The sequence below is a fragment of the Sorangium sp. So ce295 genome, from assembly GCF_051527405.1.
GTDB lineage: Bacteria > Myxococcota_A > Polyangia > Polyangiales > Polyangiaceae > Sorangium > Sorangium cellulosum_B.
The window spans coordinates 955316-976628 of sequence record NZ_CP150324.1 but is presented as its reverse complement, the minus strand read 5'-3'; the positions used below and the strand labels follow the sequence as shown (position 1 = coordinate 976628).

Genomic DNA, 21313 nt, shown 5'->3' with positions numbered 1-21313 from the left:
TACTCCGGCCCTTGTCACGGGGTCTTTCCGGCTGAAGAACGAACCATGATCGTGCTCGAGGTAACCCAGGGTCTCGCTGCCGGGCGCACCTTCGAGCTCCAGGGCGAGCTGATCACGCTCGGGCGCTCGTCGGACAACCGCGTCGTCCTCGACGATCGCCACGTCTCCGGGGCGCACGCGCGCATCGTGAGCGGCGCCGACGGGGTGATCCTCGAGGATCTGCGCTCGACGAACGGCACGAGCGTGACGCGGCGAGGCGAGCGGCTGGAGCTCGGCGCGGGGCGCAGCGCGCTCGCCCTCCAGACGGGGGACGTCATCGAGCTCGGCTCCGGGGACGCGGTCACCCGGATGGTGGTGAAGATCCCGGAGGAGGCCGACGACGCGCGGGTCGTCTCGATCCGCCGCCTCGACGAGATCGAGCCTGCCGAGGCGAAGATCGAGCGCGACCCGAGCGCGCTGTCGGCGATGTACGCGGCGCAGAAGCGCATCGGCGCGGCGACCGATCTCGACGAGGTGCTCGCCGAGATCGCCGACGCGGTGCTCGCGCTCGTGCCGAGCTCGACCCACGTCACGGTGGTGCTGCGCGACGACGACCAGGAGCCGGGCGCGGCGCCGGCGGCGTTCGTGCCGGTGCTGACGCGGGTCCGGTCCGCGTCGGGCAAAGGGGGGCCGCCTGCAGGGCCCGTCCCGATCACGCGCAGCGTGTACCGGAAGGTGATCAAGGAGCGGGCGGCCGTGCTCGCCGCCGACGCGCCGATCGAGGTCGGGCAGTCCGAGTCGCTGATGGGCGCCTCGATCCGCAGCACGCTCGCCGTCCCGCTCTGGAAGGGCGAGGAGATCATCGGCGTGCTCCAGGCCGACAACCGGAGCGTGCCCGGGATGCTGAACGCCGGCGACCTGGAGACGCTCCTCGTGCTGGCCGCCAACGCCTCGCTCGCGGTGGCGAACGCCCGGCTCATCAAGCGGCTCGTGCTCGCCGAGGAGCGGCTCCAGAAGGAGAACAGCTTCCTCAAGGGGCGCGAGGAGCGCCGCCGGGGCGGCAGCGGGGGCGCGGTCGACATCATCGGCAACAGCGACGCGATGCGCAAGGTCATCGGGCAGCTCGACAAGGTCGTCGACACGCGCGTGACGGTGCTGATCGAGGGCGAGACGGGCACGGGCAAGGAGCTCATCGCCGCCGCCGTCCACTACCGCTCCCGCCGCCGCGACAAGCTGTTCGTCGCGCAGAACTGCGCGGCGCTGGCCGAGAGCCTCCTGGAGAGCGAGCTGTTCGGGCACAAGAAGGGGTCCTTCACGGGCGCCACCGAGGAGAAGAAGGGGCTGTTCGAGATCGCCGACGGGGGCACGCTCTTCCTCGACGAGATCACCGAGACGCCGCTGTCGCTGCAATCGAAGCTCCTCCGGGCGCTCCAGGAGGGCGAGATCCGGCCCGTGGGCGCGACGAGCCCGAAGCACGTCAACGTGCGCATCGTCGCCGCGACGAACCGGAACCTCGAGGACGAGGTGGCCAAGGGGCGGTTCCGCGAGGACCTCTACTACCGCCTCAAGGTCTTCCCGATCCGCCTGCCGCCGCTGCGAGAGCGGCGCGACGACATCTCGCTGCTCGCTACGCACTTCCTGGAGCGCTACGCGGACGAGATCGGCAAGCCCTGCGGCGGGTTCAGCCAGCAGGCGATGGAGCTCATGGTCGCGTACGACTGGCCGGGCAACGTCCGGGAGCTCCAGAACGAGGTGCAGCGGATCGTCATCCAGCTGGAGCCGGGGGCGTTCGGGACGCCGGAGCTGCTCTCGCCGAGGATCCGGCAGGTCGAGGGGCTCATCGCGCGGGCGGGGACGCCGAAAGGGTCGCTCAAGGAGATGATGGACGCGGTCGAGAAGTTCTTCCTCCTGGAAGCGCTGCGCGGGCACAACAACAACAAGACGAACGCGGCCAAGTCGCTCGGGATCACGCGCGAGGGGCTCCACAAGAAGCTCCGGCAATACGGGATCTGACGGGACACGGGACACGGGACGGAGAGGGCTTCCCGGGACGCGGGGGAGCCCTCGGGAGGGGGTGTCGCGCGCGGGGCCGACGGGGGGCCCTTCCCACGAACTCGCGCCTTGTGGTGGCTATGGCCGGCTGAACGGGGGAGGGAGAACCAAGGGCGAGTGGCTTCGATGCGGGCCGGCGCTCGGGTTCGTGGGGCCCTTCCCCCGCCGGCCCCGCGCGCGACACCCCCTCCCGAGGGCTCTTTCCGAGGGATGGGAAGAGCGGTTTCGAGGGGGCGCGCAGGCGGGCGGGGGCGGGGGGAGGATGCGGGGGATTTGCTGGGGGTGTCTACGCGGCGTGGCGGGGACGCTGGGGTCTGGCCGCGGGGGCGGGAGGGCGGCTCCGCTTATCGCTTCGGATTGGCGCGCATCTGCTTCGAGATCTGCTTCCAGCGCCGCTTCTCCTCGATTTTCGCGCGCACGTCCTGCTGGCCGGCGAGGTAGCGGCGCTCCGCACCCAGCTTGAGGTAGGCGCCGAGACGCTCGGGATCGAGGTCGCCGTCCTTGATGGCACGGAGCACCGCGCAACCGGGCTCGCCGTCGTGCGCGCAGTCCCGGAAACGGCAGGCCGCGGCGTGGGCCTCGACGTCGTCGAAGCCGGCCGGGGCGCTGCCGCCCGCGGACCAGACGCCGAGCTCCCGTATGCCCGGCGTGTCGATGAGGAGGCCACCTCCAGGGATCAGGAACAGCTCCCGGTGAGCCGTCGTGTGGCGGCCACGCTCATCCGACGCCCGGATCGCGCCCTCGAGCTGGACCTCCGCGCCGAGCAGGCGATTGCTGAGCGCGGACTTCCCCACGCCGGACGAGCCGACGAGGGCGATGGTCTCCCCTGCCCCGATCTCGGCGCGAAGCGCGTCGAGGCCGGCACCGGAGAGCGCGCTGACGAGCGCGATCGGCGCGGCAGGGGCGACATCCCGCGCCGCGTCGATGTACCGCTCCGGATCCGGGCAGACATCGGCCTTGTTGAGCACGAGGACCGGGCGAGCGCCGCTGTCGAGGACGGCGTCGATGTAACGCTCGATGCGGCGCAGGTTGAAGTCGGCGTTCAGCGACGTGACGATGAACACCTTGTCGATGTTGGCCGCGAGCACCTGGGCCTCCACCGTGGGCCCCGCGGCCTTGCGGCGCAGGCACGTGCTCCGCGCGAACGTGTGCACGATGTACGAAGGCCCAGCGCCGTCGCCCGGCCTGAGGCCCACCCAGTCACCGACGGTGGGGAGCGCCGCGCGGTCGGCTGCCTCGTGCGCGAGGCGACCGCTGACCACCGCGATGCGCGGGCCATCCGCCGTCTGAACGTGGTGCCTGGACGCGGAGGCGAGGACGACGCGCGCAGGCTGCACGGCATCCTTGAGACAGGCGAGCTGGCTCGCGAAGAAGGGAGTCCATCCAAGCCCGACCAGATCGGGCTGCATTTCGTGCTGCGAAGACGGATCAACGAGAGAATCGAGGCGAGTTTGCATGACGGACGAGCGCTCCATGGCGTTCGGCCGCGCCCGAGCTTCGGCGCGCGGCGATCGACGGACAGGGCGCGGCGGCGCACAAGCGCGCACGCGCCGGCCATTCCACGCGCGGGGCCGCCGCGGAGCGGAGCTCGTCGATCGATCAGGACGTCACGCCAGAAGGCACACCCGGCCAGGGCAGATCCCTGGGAGGGGCACGCGCTCAGGGCACACACGCGCCCCTCAGGGCACGCGGGCGACGTCGCGGAGACGTGGAGACGAGCTCAGCCGGCCGCGGCGGAAACGACGGCGGCGGCGCAATGGGTGTGCGATGTGTTGGCACTCATGACCTGACCTCCGCGTTCGGCTCACGTCACCACGACGCGACAGCACCTAGAATCCTATGGCCCCGCGCCGACGTCAAGCGCTCTCGGCTCGGCCCGGCCGCATGGGCAGCGAGCACAGCGCGCGCGTACGGAGCGCGCGTCATGCAACGAGCGCGCGGAGCCCGCTCTGGGGTGCAACGAGCGCGCGGAGCCCGCTCTGGGGTGCAACGAGCGCGCGGCGAGGCGCGGCGCATGCGGCGAAGCGGGGACGAGCGTGGGCCGGACGGAGGCGCGCGGGACGACGTGGGGCGCCCTCGTTCCAGGTGAACGACAGTGGGTCGACAATTTCCGCTCGGCCGATGGTTGCCAATGGTTGCCGATAGTTGAAAGACCGACGAAGCCGGACGAAGCCGGACGAGACCACGCCTTGCCGGCGAGGCCACCCCGCCCTCCGGCCCTGACGGCCGCGGAGGTTGCGAGGAGCGCCTCGCCGCACTAGGGTCCTCCGCTCCATGCCCACACACTTCGAGCTCGTCTCCGAATTCAAGCCGTGCGGTGACCAGCCTCGCGCGCTCCAGGAGATCTGCTCCGCTTTCGAGCAGGGCGAGGCCTTCCAGGTCCTCCTCGGCGTCACGGGCAGCGGCAAGACGTTCACCGCCGCCAAGGTGATCGAAAAGCTGCAAAAGCCGACCCTCATCATGGCGCCGAACAAGACGCTGGCGGCCCAGCTCTACGGCGAGATGCGGGACCTCTTCCCCAACAACGCCGTCCACTACTTCGTCAGCTACTACGACTACTACCAGCCCGAAGCCTACGTCCCGACGAGCGACACGTTCATCGAGAAGGACGCGATCATCAACGACGCGATCGACCGCATGCGCCACGCGGCGACGCACGCGCTGCTCTCGCGGCCGGACGTGATCATCGTCGCCTCCGTGAGCTGCATCTACGGCATCGGCTCGGCCGAGAGCTACCACGGGCTCCTGATCAAGCTCGAGCGCGGCACCGAGATCCGTCGCGACGAGCTCCTGCGGCGGCTCGTCGACATCCAGTACACGCGGAACGACGTCGATTTCCACCGCGGGACGTTCCGCGTCCGCGGCGACGTCGTCGAGATCTTCCCGGCCTACGAGGAGGCGCTCGCGATCCGGGTCGAGTTCTTCGGCGACGAGATCGAGGCCATCAAGGAGGTCGACCCGGTCCGCGGCAAGGTGGTGGGCCAGCTCGATCGCTACGCGGTCTTCCCCGGCTCCCACTACGTCACCGAGCAACAGCAGCTCAGGCTCGCGATCCAGGCGATCCGCGAGGAGCTGCGCGAGCGCATCGACTTCTACGACAGGGCCGTGCGCTTCCTCGAGAAGCAGCGTATCGAGCAGCGCACGATGTACGATCTCGAGATGCTGGAGCAGATGGGGTTCTGCAACGGCATCGAGAACTACTCGCGCCACCTCTCGGGCCGGAAGGCCGGCGAGCCCCCGCCGACGCTGATCGACTATTTCCCGAAGGACTTCCTCCTCATCATCGACGAGTCGCACCAGACCGTCCCGCAGGTCGGGGCGATGTACCGGGGCGACCGGGCGCGGAAAGAGACGCTCGTCGAGTACGGGTTCCGGCTCCCCAGCGCGCTCGACAACCGGCCGCTCAAGTTCGAGGAGTTCGAGCAACACTACGCGCAGGTCCTCTTCGTGAGCGCGACGCCCGGCGACTACGAGCTGCAGAAGTCGGCCGGCTCTGTCGTGGAGCAGATCATCCGGCCAACCGGGCTCATCGATCCGCAGATCCAGATCCGCCCGGTGTCCGGTCAGGTCGACGACCTGCTCGCGCGCATCCGGGAGCGGGTCGGCCGCGGCGATCGCGTGCTCGTCACCACGTTGACCAAGCGGATGGCCGAGGATCTGACCGAGTACTACACGGAGCTGGGCATCCGGGTCCGCTACCTCCACTCGGACGTCGACACGCTCCAGCGCGTGGAGATCCTCCGCGATCTCCGGCGCGGCGAGTTCGACGTGCTGGTCGGCATCAACCTGCTGCGCGAGGGGCTCGATCTGCCCGAGGTGTCGCTGGTCGCCATCCTCGACGCCGACAAGGAGGGCTTCCTCCGGAGCCCGCGCTCGCTCATCCAGACGATCGGCCGCGCCGCACGCAACGTGAACGGCGAGGTCGTGATGTACGCCGATCGCATCACCGAGGCGATGAAGCGCGCGATGGACGAGACGAACCGGCGGCGCGCGATCCAGGAGGCGTACAACAAGGAGCACGGCATCACGCCGGCCACGGTGAAGAAGGCGATCCTCGACCTGTCGCCCACCTCGGGCACGCGCGACTACTACGCCGTCCCGAAGGGCCCGGCGAAGCCCGCGGCCGATGCGGCGCGCGCCGCGGTGGACCTGGTCGACCAGATCGACGCGCTCCGGCAGGAGATGTTCGCTGCGGCGGAGAACCTCGAGTTCGAGAAGGCGGCGCGGCTGCGCGATCAGCTCCGGCAGCTCAAGGCACAGCAGGGGGACGGGGACGCCGGCGCGGCGCGCGAGGCGGCCGAGGAGAAGCCGGCGCGGGCGGGGCGGCCGGCGAGCCGGCGCGGGCCGGGCGGCAAGGGGGGCGGGCGGCCGGCGGCGGGCGGCAAAGGGGGCGGACGGGCGGCGGCGGGGCGAGGGGGCGGGCGCTACCGATAGCGACGGAGCCCGCGGGGGAGGAGGCTGCGCGCGCGGGGGGGCGGTGGGCCCTCCCACGAACTCGGGCCTTTTGGGGGGGCTGTTGCCGGCTGGACGGGGGAGGGAGGACCGCGCGGATGGGGCTGCGGGGCGGGCCGGCCCTCGGATTCGTGGGGCCCGCCCACCGCCCCCCCGCGCGCGCAGCCTCCTCCCCCGCGGGCTCTTTGTGGGGGGTGGGGGGGATGGGAAGGCTGCAGGCGCGCAGGCGGGGCGGGCCATGCGGAGCAGGAGGGCGTGGAGCACGGAGGGGGAGCGGTGGTTTGGCAAACGCTCTTTCGGTGAAGCATCGTTTTGCTTCGTGCAGCGAGCTATCGGCGTCGACCCTGCCGCGCGGCGCTGTTAAGGGGGCTCCGGCATGGCAGTCTCGTCCGATCCGATACTCGTCACCGTCACCGGCAGGGACCACCCCGGCATCACCGCTCGGCTCACGGGCATCCTCAGCGATATCGGCGCCACGCTGCTCGACATCGAACAGGTGGTGGTGCACGGAAACCTGAACCTCGCGCTCCTCGCGCTCTTCCCCGAGACACGCAGCGGACTCAAGGAGCTGCTGTTCGCCGCGAAAGAGCTCGGCGTGACGCTCGACTTCAAGCCGCTCGACGGGGGCGCGCCACGGCGCGCGCCAGGGAGCCGGTACGTGGTGACAGCCATCGGCCGCGAGCTCGGCGCAAAACCGCTGCACGACGTGGCCTCCACACTCGCTGCCCACGGCGCGAACATCGAGAAGATCGCGCGGCTGTCGGTCGAACGCCTCTCGTCGGTGGAGATCCAGGTGCTGCTCCAGCGCGAAGAGGAGGCCGACACCCTCAAGCAGGCCCTCCTCGCCCTCGCGACGCAGAACAGCTTCGATCTCGCGCTGCAACGCGAGGGCCTCTTCCGCCGGAGCAAGCGGCTCGTCGTGATGGACATGGACTCGACGCTCATCCGGATCGAGGTGATCGACGAGCTGGCGCGCGCGAAGGGCGTGGCGGAGGAGGTGGCGAAGATCACCGAGCGCGCAATGCAAGGGGAGATGGATTATGACGAGTCGCTCCGCCAGCGGCTCTCGCTGCTCCGCGGCCTCGACGTCGGCGTGCTGCGGAAGCTCGCCGCAGAGCTCCCCATCACCGAGGGCGCAGAGACGCTCATCCGGGTGCTGAAACGGCTCGGCTACCGGACGGCGGTGATCTCGGGCGGCTTCTCGATCGCAGCGGAGGCGCTGAAGGCACGGCTCGGGATCGACTACGCCTACTCGAACGCGCTCGAGGTCGCGAACGGACAGCTGACCGGCCGGGTCACAGGGCCGATCGTCAACGCGCAACGCAAGGCCGAGCTGCTCGAGACCATCGCCCAGGCAGAAGGCGTGTTGCTCGATCAGACCATCGCCGTGGGCGACGGCGCCAACGATCTCCTGATGCTGCAAAGGGCCGGCCTCGGCGTCGCGTTCCGCGCAAAGCCCAAGCTGCGAGAGGCCGCCGACACGTCCCTCTCCGCAAGCGGCCTCGACGCCATCCTCTTCCTGCTCGGCATCACCGAACGCGAGCTCCTCGAGGTGGCGTGAACAGCGCGACACGGCCCGTCCGCCCAGCAGCGGAGTCCCACGGGACACAGCGCCCCGCTTGACAGCGGCGCGCTGACCGGGCCCCCGCGGCCGTCCAGCACGGCGCCTCGCCTGGCCAGGCGACGGTGTGGGAGGGGCTGCGCTGGGCTCGTCGCTCGCTCGCGGCGCTCGGCCCTGCGCGGCGTTCGGCTCGCCAGCGGGCCGTCGTGCTATCCACCGGGGCCATGCGGCGGAGCGGGTTCACACGGCAGGCACGCTCCGTCGCCTGGAGCGGAGGTGATGCGTGAAGCGTCCGACGATCACGGACATCGCGTGGCGGGCGGGGGTATCCAAAGGAGCGGTGTCGTATGCGCTGAACGGCAGGCCCGGCGTGTCGGAGCCGACGCGCGAGCGGATCCTGGCCATCGCGGCGGAGCTGGGCTGGCAGCCGAGCAACGCGGCGCGGGCGCTCTCCGACGGCCGCGCCGGCGCCGTCGGCCTGGTCATCGACCGGCCCGCGCACATGCTCGGCATCGAGCCGTTCTTCATGCAGCTCATCTCCGGCATCGAGGCGGAGCTGTCCGAGAAGGCCGAGGCGCTGCTGCTCAAGGTCACGGAGGATCGCGTGGCCGAGGTGGAGACCTACCGCCGCTGGTGGGCCGAGCGGCGGGTCGACGGGGTGATCCTCGTCGACCTCTGCGACGACGATCCGCGCGTGAAGCTGATCGAGGAGCTGAAGCTCCCGGCGGTGGTGATCGGCGGCCCGGCGGGCAAGGGGCAGCTGCCCGCGGTGTGGAGCGACGACGCGAGCGCCATGCGGGCCGTCGTCGACTACCTGGCCGCGCTGGGCCACCGGTCGATCGCGCGGGTCGCCGGCCCGGCCGAGTTCGTGCACACCGCGGTCCGCACCAAGGCGTTCACCGCAGCCGCGCGCCAGCGGCGCCTGGATCGGGTGCAGACGGTCCACGCCGACTACACGGGCGAGGCAGGCGGCCAGGCCACTCGGCGGCTCCTGGCCGAGGCCTCGCCGCCCACAGCCATCGTCTTCGACAACGACGTGATGGCCGTGGCCGCGCTCGCGGTCGCCCACGAGATGCGCGTCCCCGTGCCGGAGCGCCTGTCGATCGTGGCCTGGGACGACTCGGCGCTGTGCCAGCTCGTCCACCCCGCCCTCACCGCGGTGCGCCGCAACATCGCCGAGCACGGCTCCCGCGCCGCCGCGCTGCTCCTCCGCCTCGTCGCAGGAGAGCCGGTCACCGACGACGAGTGCAGCGCGCCGACGCTCGCGACGCGGGGCAGCACCGCCCCGCCCCCCCGCGCATGAGCCGGCCTGGCCCGAGCGAGAGCCCGGCCACCCGCACGGGCACATAGACTGAACCGATTAAGTAACGTAAACTGAACCGATTAAGTAACCTGCCCGCCGCTCGCGCCGCGAGCGCCCGGCCCGCGCCGCGAGCACGGGGACGGACGGTGTTCGAGAGCGCCGCTCTGCATGATCAGGACGTGAGGACTATGCACCGCAATTTCGCCAAAGTCGCAGTTCGTCTACAGGCGGTCACCTGGCTGGGGGCCAATTTCTGGTCGCGGCGCGGCGGCCCGCTCATGTGGCAGAGCTATGATCCGTTCGTGGTCCGCGAGGAGCTCCGGGTGCTCGCCGATCACGGCCTGACCATGACCCGGTCGTTCTTCTACTGGCCGCACTTCATGCCGGAGCCGGACCGGATCGACGAGGACTGCGTCGCGCGTTATGCCGATTTCCTCGAGGCGCACGTCGAGGCGGGCCTCACGACGATCCCGACCCTCCTCGTCGGCCACATGTCCGGCGAGAACTGGGACCCGGCATGGCGGCGCGGGCGGGACCTCTACGGCGACGTGTGGATGGTGGCCCGGCAGGCCTGGTTCGCCGAGCAGATGGCGCGGCGCTTCGCGGGGCACCGGGCGGTGACGGGCTGGCTCGTCTCCAACGAGATGCCGATCTACGGCGAGCGCGAGCGCTCGATCCGCGAGAACGTCACGAGCTGGGCGAGCCTTGTCGTGCAGGCGCTGCGGGCCGGAGGGGCGAGCCAGCCGATCTCGATCGGCGACGGCGCGTGGGGCATCGAGGTCACGGGGAACGACAATGGGTTCTCCGTCCGCGATCTCGGCGCGCTCGTCGACTTCCTCGGCCCGCACGTGTACCGGATGGAGAACGACCTGGCGCGCCAGCACTACGGCGCGGCGTTCGTCTGCGAGCTCACGGGCTTCCTCGGCAAGCCCGTGGTGCTGGAGGAGTTCGGCGTGTCGTCGGCCTTCGCGTCCGACGAGAACGCCGCGCATTACTACCGGCAAGTCCTCCACAACACGCTGCTGGCCGGCGCCACCGGGTGGATCGGCTGGAACAACACCGATTTCGATCTCATCCACCAGGATCCCTACAGGCACCACCCCTTCGAGCTCCACTTCGGGCTGACGACCGTCGAGGGCCGCCCCAAGCCGCAGCTCGAGGAGATGGCCCGCTTCGCCAAGGTGCTCTCCGACATCGACGTCCTGGGCTGTGAGCGCGAGCCGGCCGACGCGGCGCTGATCGTCCCGTCGTACCTGGAAGGCGCGTTCCCGTTCACGGAGGCCGAGGACCGCAGCTACCTGTTCACGATGCTGCGGCAGGCCTACATCGCGGCGAAGGAGGCGGACCTGCCGGTCGGGCTGACGCGCGAGCGGGACGGGATCGCGGAGGACTGCCGGCTTTACCTGCTGCCGTCGGCCAAGCAGCTGACCGCGCCCACATGGCACCTCCTGGAGCGGCTCGCGTCCGCCGGCGCGGTCGTCTACGCGTCGTACTGCCACGGCACGCACGGGTCGCAGCGCGGGCCGTGGTACGCGCACCTCAACGCGATGTTCGGCGTCGAGCACCAGCTGCGCTACGGGATGATCGATCCGATCGAGGACGATCGCGCAAAGCTCACCTTCGAATGCCAGTTCGGCACGATCGCGGCGGGCACGACGCTCACGTTCCCGGTCTCCGGCACCGAGCACAGCCGCGCTTACCTGCCCGTGCGCCCGAGGGGCGCGGAGGTCGTCGCGGTCGACCAGCGCGGCCGGCCGGCGCTGCTGCGGCGCAAGATCGGGAGCGGCAGCGTCGTGCTCTGCACGTATCCGATCGAGCACTTCGCCGCGGCGACCCCGCGGATCAACCCGGAGCCGACCTACAGGATCTACGACGCGCTCGTCGAGCTCGCCGGCGTGAAGCGACCGGTGACGGTGGACGACCCGCGCGTCGCAGCCGACACGCTGCGCCACCGGGATGGCCGCCGCTTCGTGTTCCTTGTCAGCCAGGCGGATCAGCCGCTCACCGTGAAGCCCGCCGCGGCCTCAGGGCACCTGACGGAGCTGGGCGGCAAGTCCCCAGTCCACGCCGTGGAGCTCGCGCCGTACGACGTGCGGATCCTCGAGCTGCGGCCAGAGCCGCGGTAAGCGCGGGCGTGGCTCCCCAGGGTGCTGGTGCGCGATTCCCCTCCACGCGCGCTCGCACACCACCACCGCGTTCGCCAGCTTCAGTCGTGTCCCCCACCGTCTCCGGAAGCGCCGGTCCCGCGGCGATCGCGCGCTTCCATCTTCGCCTTCCCTTCCGGTTCCGGTTCCGGCGCGCTCGGCGCCGAGAACCGGAGCAGGAGCAGCCCGGCCAGCGAGACGACCATCCCCGCGAATGTGATGCTCCACGGCAGGACCTCTCCTTCGAGGAGGCCTTGCGCCCATGACGGCTTGAAATAGAGGAGCGACACCGCGAGCCCGTTGTTCAGGGCGTGAAGCAGCGCTCCGGGCAGCACGGAGCCGGTGCGGTGGCGCGCGTAGCCGAGCGCCAGCCCGAGCGAGAACGTCGGCAAGAGCCGGTACACCGACCCGTGCGCGAGCCCGAAGAGGAGCGCCGATACGCCGATCGCCACCGCGGGCCCGGCGCGGCGCAGGCCTGCGTAGACGAGGCCGCGGAACAGGAGCTCCTCGCAGACGGCCGGCGTGACGGCGACGAGCAGCAGGACGACCGGGTACGGCTGCCCGCCGAGCAGCACGAGCTCGCCCAGCTCTCGGGCGAAGGGCTCCGGCGCGGGGAACCACCGGAGGACGGTGCCGCCGATCGCGGCCCACGCGGCGACCCCGAGGAGCAGCGCCCCGGCGAGGCCCCGGACCGAGGCCGGCCTGAGGCCGAGCGTCGCCCGCGGCGAGTAGCCGAAGCCGGCGACCAGCGCGAGGGTCGGGACCAGGAAGAAGCCGACCTGCGAGACCGCGAGCTGGACCGCCACGCTGGTGCGGGCGATGAGCAGGCTGCCATAGAAGAAGAGCACCTGGACGCCCGCGAACGCCGCCAGCGAGAAGCCCGCCGAGGGCGCCCCGCCGGCCCGGCGCCCCAGGCCGAGCACGGCGCGCGCCGGCTCGTGCCCCCCGAGGAGCACGCTCTCGCGCTCGAAGACGCGCGCGGCGAAGAGGAGCGCGAGGCAGGCATAGAGCGCCGAGGAGACGAGCGCCGTGAAGAGGAGATCGGCCGGCGCCTCTCCGACGAACAGCGCCTTGATCAGCACCGCGATGTTGAGGACCGGGGCGTAGGCCGTCCACGGGTTGAGCTCGACCACCGGCAGGGCCGTGATGCCGGCGAGCAGCGAGAGCGGCAGGTACGCCGGCATGAGCGCGTTCTGACCGTCCTTGAAGTCCTTCGCGAACACGGCGAGCGCGAGGAACAGCGCCGAGAACAGGAGCGTGACCGGCACGAGCAGCACGAACGTCAGCGCGAAGGTGCCGGGGCCGACGACCATCGCGTCGGGCAGCAACCGGCTCACCGTGAGCGACATGCTCACCACGTTGCCGAGCGCCGTGAGCAGCGAGATGACCCACACGGCCAGGAACTTGCCCGAGATGATCTCGATGGGCCGCACGGGCGCGCACAGCAGCGTCTGCATCGTGCCGCGCTCCTTCTCGCCCGCCGTCAGATCGATCGCCGGGAGGAAGCTGCCGAGGAGCGACATCAGGATCAGCAGCATCGGCATCATCGCGCCGAGGATCTGGCCGACCTTGCGGCTGTCCGCCGCGACGTCGCGCGGCACGACGTCGAACGCGCGCGAGAACCCCTCGGGCAGGCCGCGCTCCGCCTCTCGATCCGCCACGATGGCCCTGCGGGCGCGCTGCAGCGCGCCCGCGAGGCGCGCCTCCGCCGTGGCCGAGTCGGCGCGGACCGAGTCGAAGTAGATCGCGACGGCGCCCTTCCCGCCGCGCCCGAGCTCGGCCCCCATCGAGGGCCACGGCACGAGCACCGCGTCGACCTTGCGCTCGCTCACGGCGGCGCGCGCCGCGGCGAGCACGGGGTTCTCCGGCTCGATCCACCTCGGCGGCTCGGCTTCGGCCTCGGGGGGCGCCGCCTCGCCGTCGTCCGGCGCGGGCTCTGGCCCCGCTGGCGGCGCGAGCGCCCCGGAGAGGAGCCCCTCGCGCACGTCGGGGGGCGCGCCGGCCCACGGCGCGAGCTCGATCTTGCCCGCCGCGGAGAGCCTCGCCTGCAGGCCCTCGGCGAGCTCCCCCCAGACCGCGATCCTGGACGGGCGCGCCTCGCGCGCGGCCGCCTCGACGCCGACGAGCTTGCTCATCGCGAGCGCGAAGAGCGGATAGAGGAGGAGCGGGACCACGACGAGGCGCACGAGCGTGCGCCGATCCCGGAGCGACTCGACGAGCTCCTTGCGGAGGATCGTCCAGACGATGGCGAGCCTCACGGCGCCTCAGCCCCCTGGCGCGGGCGCGCCGGCGCGCTCGGGCGTGTCGCGCGCCGCGCCCGGGCGGCTCCGCTCCACGTGGTGGAGGAAGGCGTCGGTCAGGTTCGTGGTGCCGGAGCGCCCGAGGAGCTCGGGCAGGGTGCCGGCGTCGACGACGCGCCCCTCGTGCATGAGGGCGATGCGGTCGCAGAGGTACTCGGCCTCGCTCATGATGTGCGTCGAGAAGAGGATCGCCCTGCCCGCGGCGCGCTCGCGCCGGATCGACGCGACGATGAAGCGGCCGCTGAGGATGTCGAGCGCGGTCGTCGGCTCGTCGAGGATCAGCACCTCCGGCTCGTGGAGGAACGCGCGCGCGATGTTGGCGCGCTGCTTCTGTCCCGTGGAGAGCGTGCCGCACGGCCGCGAGGCGAACGCGTCCATCTCCAGGTCGGCCACGAGCGCGTCGATCCGGCGCGAGAGCGCCGCCTCCTCCATGCCGTACAGCCGACCGAAGTAGCGGAGCACCTCGCGGGGCGTGAGCCGCTGGTAGAGCTGCGTGTCCCCGGAGAGGAAGCCGAGGCGCTGCTTCGCCTCGAGCGGCCTCGCGGCCAGGTCGACGCCGCCGACCAGGATCTGCCCCTGGTCGGGCGACAGGATGCCGGCGAGCATCCGCAAGGTCGTCGTCTTGCCCGCGCCGTTCGGCCCGAGCAGCCCGACGACCTCCCCGGCGTACACGGCGAGATCGACCCCGTCCACGGCCGTGACGCCGCCGTACCGCTTCACCAGACGCTCGGCGTACAGGGCGGGGCGCATGGAAGCGTCTCCTAGTTCGGCCCGCGGCGCGGCGCAAAGCGCCCGTCGGACGGACCCGCACGCAGCGCGTGCCGCGGCGCGCCGCCCCCCTGCTCGTGCCGCCCGGTCGCCTCCGTCCTGGCGGCGTGACGGCGCCGCCCCCTCGACGTCCGCCGCGGGCCCCCTAGACTACGCTGACGTCCATGCCAACGAGCCCGTCGATGCCCTATCGCGACCGTACGACGCCCGAGCCGGTCCAGTGCCCCTGCGGCCACGGTCGCGATCATTACATGGTGAGCGCCGAGGCGGAGTACCGCGTCCTCGGGTACATCCAGCTCGCGTTCGGGATCTCGGCCCGGCCGACGAAGGTGAAGTACAGGTGCCGGCGCTGCGACACGGTCTTCGCGACGACGAAGGATCCCGCGGTCCTCGACAAGCATTACTGACGCAGAGGCCTCCAGCGCGGTCAGGCACCTCCCCCTGCCGTGGTCGCCTCGCTCGGCACGCCCTGTGGCATACTCGTCGCCGATGCAGCAACGGCTCTTCACGATATCGCTCGTGATGCTCGGCGCGGCGGCCCTCCCGAGCGGCTTCCTGGCAGTCGCCTGCTCACCGGCGGAGCGCTCGTTCGGCGACAGCGGCGGCGGCGGGAGCGGCGGCGCGTCGCCGACCGGCAGCGGCGGTGCATCGCCGACCGGCAGCGGCGGCGCGTCGCCGACCGGCAGCGGGACTGGGGGCGGCGTGAGCGCCGGCGAAGGCGGGGGAGGAGGAACGGGCGCAGCTGGCGGAGGGGACACGCAACCATTGCCCCCGGAGGTCGTCGCCACCGGCCTTGACGACCCGTACTCGATCGCGGTCGACGACCAGAGCGTCTTCATCCTCTCCACTTCCACGCTGCTGCGTTGCCCCCTGGCAGGCTGCCCGGCTCCGGTGGTCCTCGCCGAGGGGCTCGGGCCTCCCACGACCGCCGCCATCGCCACTCCGTACCTCATCGGGGTGGATCCGAATTTTGTTCACTGGCTGAGCTCCCCCAACGATGGCGGGTCGCGCCGCTACTATCGGTGCCCGGCGGCCGGCTGCGTCTTCAAATCGCCGGTGGAAGTGTTGGAGTCCATCGTGAGCAACCTGAATCAAATCCAGGTGAGCGATGACGGCGTGGCGCGCATCTCGGACAAGTTCGATGTCCTCGAGTGCGATAACGGCCAATGCGAGCGGATCCGCTGCGTGAGCGCGGATGGGATCCGTTCGTTCGTCATGGATGGGACGACCGTCTACTGGGCCCACGCCACCGATCCAGGAGGCGTCTATTTCTGCGATCCCGGCACTACGGACGGCGCGATCCAGCTCCACGCCGAGCACGGCGTCGTCATGGCAATCCACGACGGGATTCATTACGTGATGAACGCGGCCAAGAGCACCATTTTCGCGTGCAAGAAGACCGGGTGTGGCGGCAGCCCGACGACCTTCGTCGAGGGCGAGCCGTCGTTGACCAGCATGGCTGTCGGCCCCACAGGCGTGTACTGGACCGCTCTCGGCACGGGCATGAGCGCAGACGGCGTCGTCAAGATGTGCCCGCTGGACGGCTGCGGCGGCGGCCCCCGGGTCATCGCCTCGAACCAGGCGCGGCCGACGAGCGTCCGCCTCCGGAACGGCTTCGTCTACTGGTCCAACCGCGGCTTGGCCGGAAGCCCGATGTCGGGTGAGATCGTGCGCGCTGGCCTCTGACGCGCGGCCGGGATCGCGGCGCGGGCGCCTGCGCTCGCGGCGGCGAGCAGAGCGCTCGACCTGCCGCCGGCCCGACCTCCCTGGCCGGCGGCCCGCGGCCCTCTCGCGCCGCCAGCAAGAACTCCTCGCCACTCGCTGCGTTTCAGGACACCCTGCGCGCTCGCCATGCGCGCCTCTCGCAGCTCGCTCCCCGCTCTCCCAGCGCACCTGCCGCGCGGGGGCCGACCGGCCTCCGCGACCGCCCGCCGCCGGAGCGCGCCATGAAAGGACGCGTCCTCATCGTCGCCGGCTCCGACTCGGGCGGCGGCGCAGGAATCCAGGCCGATCTCAAGGCGGTCACCGCGCTAGACGCGTTCGGCGCGACGGCGATCACCGCGCTCACCGCCCAGAACACCCGCGGCGTCGACGCCGTGTTCCCGGTGCCGCCCGACTTCATCGGTCGCCAGATGGAGGTCGTGCTCGACGACATCGGCGCGGACGCCATCAAGACCGGGATGCTCCACTCGGCCGAGGTCATCGACGAGGTCGCGCGCGTCTACGAGCGCCTCGGCCGCGGCGCGCCGCTCGTGGTGGACCCGGTGATGGTCGCCAAGGGCGGCGCCCGGCTGCTGAAGCCCGACGCCGAGGGCGCCCTGCGCGCCCGGCTCCTGCCGCTCGCGGCGCTGCTCACGCCGAACATCCCCGAGGCCGAGGCGCTGACCGGCGTGGTCATCGACAGCGTGGACGCCATGCGCAGCGCCGCAGCGCGGCTGCTCGCCATGGGTCCGCGCGCCGTGCTGCTGAAGGGGGGCCACCTCCCGGGCGCGACGGTCGTCGACGTCCTCCGGGTCGCGCCGGGGCCCGGCGGCGCCGGGCTGCCGGAGGGCGAGCAGCTGTTCGAGGACGCGCGCATCGAGACGCGCGCGACCCACGGCACGGGCTGCACGCTCGCCTCGGCCATCGCCGCGGGTCTCGCCCAGGGTCTCGCCCTCGTCCCGGCGATCGGGCGCGCGAGGCGCTACCTCCGCGAGGCGATGCGCTCCGCGCCGGGGCTCGGCCAGGGCCACGGGCCGCTGAACCACGCCCACACGGCGCGGCCGTTCCCCTGAACAGCGCGGCGCGCCGCGCGCGTCTGTGGACGGGCGCGACGGCCGCCACGACCACGGCGGCCCCGCGCCGCGGGCCCCGCACGGCGGCCCGGCGGCTCTGCGAAGGAGCGGCGGGGCGGCCCGGTGCGGCGCCGGACGGGCCGCGTGCAGCGCTTGTGCAACGACTCGTTGCGCCCGGCGCTCGAATGGACGACCCTGCGCGCAGTCCGTATCGGCGTCCCGGCGCGTCTCCTTCGGCGCCGTCGCGGAGCTCTTCCTCACCCTTCGTGCGCCCGTGGCCGTGACCAAAGATCCCCTCCCTCCCATCGACGTCGGAACGGTCATCAACGACCGCTACGAGGTCCTGAAGAGCATCGGCAAAGGCGGCATGGGGGAGGTGTTCTTGGCCTTCGACCGCCTGACCCAGCAACAGGTGGCGCTCAAGGTGGTGCCCGAGGCCTCCGCCATGCCCGGCGACGACGAGGCGCTGCGGCAGGAGGTGATCCTCGCGCAGAAGGCCCGCCACCCGAACGTCTGCCGCGTGCACGACCTGGCCCCGAGCCCGTGGGGCCCCATCCTCGTGATGGAGTACATCCCCGGGCAGACGCTCCACAACCACATCCGCAAGCGCAAGACGTCGGGCGGGTTCAGCGCCGACGAGTTCCGAAAGATCTCGACCGACGTCTGCGCGGGGCTCGCCGCGATCCACCAGCAGGGGCTCGTGCACGGCGATCTGAAGCCCGGGAACGTGATGGTCGCCGACGATCGGGCGGTCATCCTCGACTTCGGCTTCGCGAAGGAGCGCGCCCGCGCCGCCGTGCGCAAGCCGGGGGCGCCTCCGGACGGCGGGACGCCTCACTACATGTCGCCGGAGCGGCTGCGCAGCGGCGGCGCGAGCCCGGAGGACGACGTCTACGCGGCGGCGCTGACGCTCTGGGAGATGTGGACCTGCCGCGTCCCCGAGCCCGGCTACAAGCCGCGGCTCAAGACGATGAAGCAGCAGATCACGTTCGACGTGCCCGCCGCGCTGACGAACGACGAGATCAGGCAGATCTTCCGCGCGCTGAACCCGGATCCGCAGATGCGCCCGCAGGCGCGGCACATGCGGTTCTTCAACCCGACGCAGACCACGACCGCGCCGATCCAGCTGCCGCGCGAGCGCATCGATCCCGGCCCCGCGCCTGGGCGGGCCATCAAGACGCAGTTCACGCCCGGCGCGCAGTCGCTGCTCATCACGTACGCCACGAACGCGCCCGACAGCGTCACCACCCTGTTCCCGCTGCAGAAGCCGGTGCTCTCCATCGGCCGCCGCAGCGATCAGGACCTCGTCCTGGCCGAGGCGACCGTCTCCGGTTCACACGCGCTCCTCCGCTGGCAGACGGGCTCCTGGCTGGTCGAGGATCTCAACAGCACGAACGGCACGTACGCGGACTTCCCCTTCGAGCGCAAAGCGCAGGTCTCGCTGCTCCATGGGGCCGAGGTGCAGCTCGGCGAGTGCCGTCTCATGGTGGTCACGTTCGGGCCCGACTCGCCGCACCACGACAAGGCGAAGCGTTACCTCGCCCGGCGCGACGGCCTCACGGGGCTGCTCGTGCGCGAGTACCTGATGAAGGCCATCGACGAGGACGGCTTCTTCGCCGAGTGGGCCGAGGTGCCGATGCAGATCGCGCGCTTCGAGCTCCGCGGCCAGAACGGCCTCGTGAGCTTGCGCCCGACGATCCTCGAGATGCTCGCGCTGCGCAAGGCCGCGCTTCAGGTCGTCGATTTGACCCAGACGCTGCTGCTCAGCCTGACGCCGGCCGCGGCCGGGCGCACCGGCCCGCTCACGTTCGTCGTCTCCATCGTGGGTCCCAACCTGGACGAGGCCCAGCACGTGGTCGAGCAGGTCGTCGCGCAGGTGCAGGGCACGCTCCCCGAGACGCTCGAGCTGACCGCCACGCTCGTCAAGTGCGAGCCTGGCCGCCCCGCGCGCACGCTGATCGACTGAGGCAGACCGCCGGGTCGTCGCTCGACCGTCGCTCGACCACCGGGCGGTTGCTCGCGCGCGCGCTCCGTCACGAAGGCACGGAGCCCATCACCAGGCGCACCGCGCCGGCAGCACGCCACGCAGCACTGCACCCAGCGAGCGCTCTTGCGCAACGGGGCCGCTCCCAGGCCGGAGCAGCAAGCGGCTACTGGACGGCGAGCGGATGCTGGGCGGTGAGCGGCTGCTGGGACGGCCCGCTGCAGGCCTCGCCCGGAGCGGCGACGCGATCGAGCACCACCTCGCCGGCCGACTTCCGGACGTCGATCTCGCCCTGCCAGACGAGCTCTGCGCTGCCCTGAGCGTCGACGACGTCGCGCAGCAGCCGCACGTAGACCTTGCGCTGGGCGACCTCGGGGATCGCCACCGCGAAGTCGAACGCGCAGACCGAATCACACCTCGGGTTCGCCGCGTCGGGCTCGTCCCGCTCGGTGATCTCGTAGATGCTGTCGATCCTGTCGACGTGCATCGCGCGCTGGCCGCAACAGTTGAGCAAGAGCCGGCTGTTCGCGATCTTCAGAGCGCCGCTCGACGGGTCGTAGCGCCAGCGCAGGACCTCGGCCCCGCAGTAGCTCTCCTCCCCCTCGGAGGCGAGCCGCCGCTCCGGCTCCACGAACCCGCCGGCCTCGCTCACGAGCCCCACCTGCGCGGGCTCTGCCTCCAGGCACGCGCTCAGAGCAAGCAGCGACCCCACCGTTGCAAGCGCTCCACAGACCCCCAGGTACTTCATGCCCCGATTTCCTTGGCTGTCCCGCGACACTGTCAAAATACGCCCAAAAGGCAAAGAACCAGGGCCTCTAGAAACGCGCTTCACGTATCCGCTACTTGCGCCTAGGGATTCAGCTGCAAGCCAACGTACATAAGGTGCGCACATGCGCCGCACCCCGGAGCAGCTGCACGCACATTCGAGTATGATCTACGGGTTTCTGGAAACCTTGTCCAGGCGAAAGTGGCAGAGTTAGCCCGATTCTCTGACCATGAACGTCATGGTCGACCAAGCTCCTCCATCATCCTCCACCATCCCACCCCATGACGCGCTGCCATGCGCTGCCATGCGCGGCGGCACATTCGCGAGGTCCCCCCTGTCGACCGCGGATGCGAGGTGCTGCGGAGCGATCCGAGGGCGTGTGTTCAGCGCCTCATCGCGCGGCGACCGTCTTGCTGCGCTGGCGCGGGGAGCCCTTCGCCTGGCAGCCGGCTTCCGCGGGGGTTTCGTCGAGGACGACCGCACCGGCGGAGACACCCAGATCGAGGGAGCCGCTCCAGATCACGGCCGGGCCGCCCTGCTGATCGACGACGTCGCGCAGCAGCTTCACGTAGACCTCGCCCCGCGGGACGTCGCGCACGCCGACGGACAGATCGAAGGCGCACTGCTCGCTGCAGCGACCTCCGGCGCCGTCCGGCGCGTCCCGCTCGGTGATCTCGAAGAGGCTGTCGATCCTCTCGACGTGGATCGCGCGCTTCCCGCAGCAGTCGAGCATCAAACGGGCATCGGCAAGGCGGAGCGTCGCCGCCGGCTCATCGTACTGCCAGCGCAGCACCTCGGCGCTGCAGTAACCTCCGTCCTCTGCCGCGGCGAGCCGGTGCTCCGGGTTCCTGAACCCCCCCTGCTCGCTGATCCTCGCCTCCTGAACCGCCGCCACCTGGCTGCAGCCACCGGCGCAGAAGGCCCAGACGATCGCGATGGCGGTCCAGATACGGCTCGACACCATGCACTTCTCCATTTCCTCTTGGCTGGCTGGCCAGGGCGGTTCGTCCCAGTTTCGGTGCAATTTTCCAGCCAACTCTCCCCCTGAGCAGTCCGGAGGCTAACCGCGACCGACGCGGCGGGCCAAGGAAGCGGGGCTGCGAGCGGTCTCCCTTCACCTTCGCTCGCAGCAGGGGTGTGGGAGGGCGCGCAGGAACTACCCACGTTAGACGTGCCCGGACGTAAAAAGTTGTCGGGGAGAGAACGCCTGGCTCAGCCACGATGCGGGCG

14 protein-coding genes are annotated in these 21313 nt (G+C 71.2%); 9 read left to right on the top strand and 5 right to left on the bottom strand.

From position 1 onward, the window contains the following. Window positions 1-45 precede the first annotated feature (45 nt). Complete coding sequence (locus WMF11_RS03650) at window positions 46-1992, top strand: sigma 54-interacting transcriptional regulator (RefSeq protein ID WP_437549501.1); 1947 nt, start codon at window positions 46-48, stop codon at window positions 1990-1992. A 383-nt stretch (window positions 1993-2375) separates the two neighbouring features. Here WMF11_RS03650 and rsgA read toward each other — a convergent pair whose 3' ends face one another. Next, entirely contained in the window at window positions 2376-3440 is a 1065-nt protein-coding gene (gene rsgA / locus WMF11_RS03645; RefSeq protein ID WP_437906995.1) for a ribosome small subunit-dependent GTPase A, read from the bottom strand. Between the two features lie 865 nt (window positions 3441-4305). On the opposite strand from rsgA, the gene uvrB reads away from it, so the two are divergent. The 4 genes from uvrB (at window position 4306) to WMF11_RS03625 (ending at window position 11473) form a co-directional block, all read left to right on the top strand. Further along, window positions 4306-6465 carry an excinuclease ABC subunit UvrB gene (gene uvrB / locus WMF11_RS03640; protein ID WP_437976422.1) on the top strand — a complete coding sequence of 720 codons (2160 nt, stop codon included), beginning with the start codon at window positions 4306-4308 and terminating at the stop codon, window positions 6463-6465. A 394-nt stretch (window positions 6466-6859) separates the two neighbouring features. Continuing rightward, window positions 6860-8044, top strand: coding sequence for a phosphoserine phosphatase SerB (serB, locus tag WMF11_RS03635; RefSeq protein WP_437549495.1), 1185 nt, complete (start codon window positions 6860-6862; stop codon window positions 8042-8044). A gap of 283 nt (window positions 8045-8327) precedes the next feature. After that, window positions 8328-9347: a LacI family DNA-binding transcriptional regulator gene (locus WMF11_RS03630; protein ID WP_012233297.1), complete on the top strand. Its 1020-nt coding sequence runs from the start codon at window positions 8328-8330 to the stop codon at window positions 9345-9347. Window positions 9348-9535: 188 nt separating this feature from the next. After that, complete coding sequence (locus WMF11_RS03625; RefSeq protein ID WP_437976421.1) at window positions 9536-11473, top strand: glycoside hydrolase 5 family protein; 1938 nt, start codon at window positions 9536-9538, stop codon at window positions 11471-11473. A gap of 80 nt (window positions 11474-11553) precedes the next feature. On the opposite strand, the gene WMF11_RS03620 is transcribed toward WMF11_RS03625, so the two are convergent. Continuing rightward, entirely contained in the window at window positions 11554-13749 is a 2196-nt protein-coding gene (locus WMF11_RS03620) for an ABC transporter permease subunit/CPBP intramembrane protease (RefSeq protein ID WP_437976420.1), read from the bottom strand. Between the two features lie 6 nt (window positions 13750-13755). After that, a complete protein-coding gene (locus WMF11_RS03615) occupies window positions 13756-14541 on the bottom strand; it encodes an ABC transporter ATP-binding protein (RefSeq protein ID WP_437906991.1) in 786 nt (261 codons plus the stop codon). A 200-nt stretch (window positions 14542-14741) separates the two neighbouring features. Between WMF11_RS03615 and WMF11_RS03610 the strand changes: the two genes are divergently transcribed. From WMF11_RS03610 to WMF11_RS03595, 4 genes are all read left to right on the top strand, one after another. Then, a complete protein-coding gene (locus WMF11_RS03610; protein WP_157907469.1) occupies window positions 14742-14966 on the top strand; it encodes a hypothetical protein in 225 nt (74 codons plus the stop codon). 82 nt (window positions 14967-15048) lie between these two features. Next, window positions 15049-16245, top strand: a complete 1197-nt coding sequence (locus WMF11_RS03605; protein ID WP_437976419.1) for a hypothetical protein — start codon at window positions 15049-15051, stop codon at window positions 16243-16245. A gap of 260 nt (window positions 16246-16505) precedes the next feature. Beyond that, window positions 16506-17333 (top strand): bifunctional hydroxymethylpyrimidine kinase/phosphomethylpyrimidine kinase, encoded by an 828-nt coding sequence (thiD, locus tag WMF11_RS03600; protein ID WP_437976418.1) that lies wholly within the window; start codon window positions 16506-16508, stop codon window positions 17331-17333. Window positions 17334-17613: 280 nt separating this feature from the next. Beyond that, on the top strand, window positions 17614-19299 hold the full coding sequence (locus WMF11_RS03595) for a protein kinase domain-containing protein (protein WP_437549480.1): 1686 nt from the start codon (window positions 17614-17616) through the stop codon (window positions 19297-19299). Window positions 19300-19483: 184 nt separating this feature from the next. On the opposite strand, the gene WMF11_RS03590 is transcribed toward WMF11_RS03595, so the two are convergent. Together WMF11_RS03590 and WMF11_RS03585 are read right to left on the bottom strand one after the other, a co-directional pair. Continuing rightward, window positions 19484-20065, bottom strand: a complete 582-nt coding sequence (locus tag WMF11_RS03590; RefSeq protein WP_437906988.1) for a hypothetical protein — start codon at window positions 20063-20065, stop codon at window positions 19484-19486. A 409-nt stretch (window positions 20066-20474) separates the two neighbouring features. Continuing rightward, window positions 20475-21047: a hypothetical protein gene (locus WMF11_RS03585; protein ID WP_437906987.1), complete on the bottom strand. Its 573-nt coding sequence runs from the start codon at window positions 21045-21047 to the stop codon at window positions 20475-20477. Between the last annotated feature and the right edge of the window lie 266 nt (window positions 21048-21313).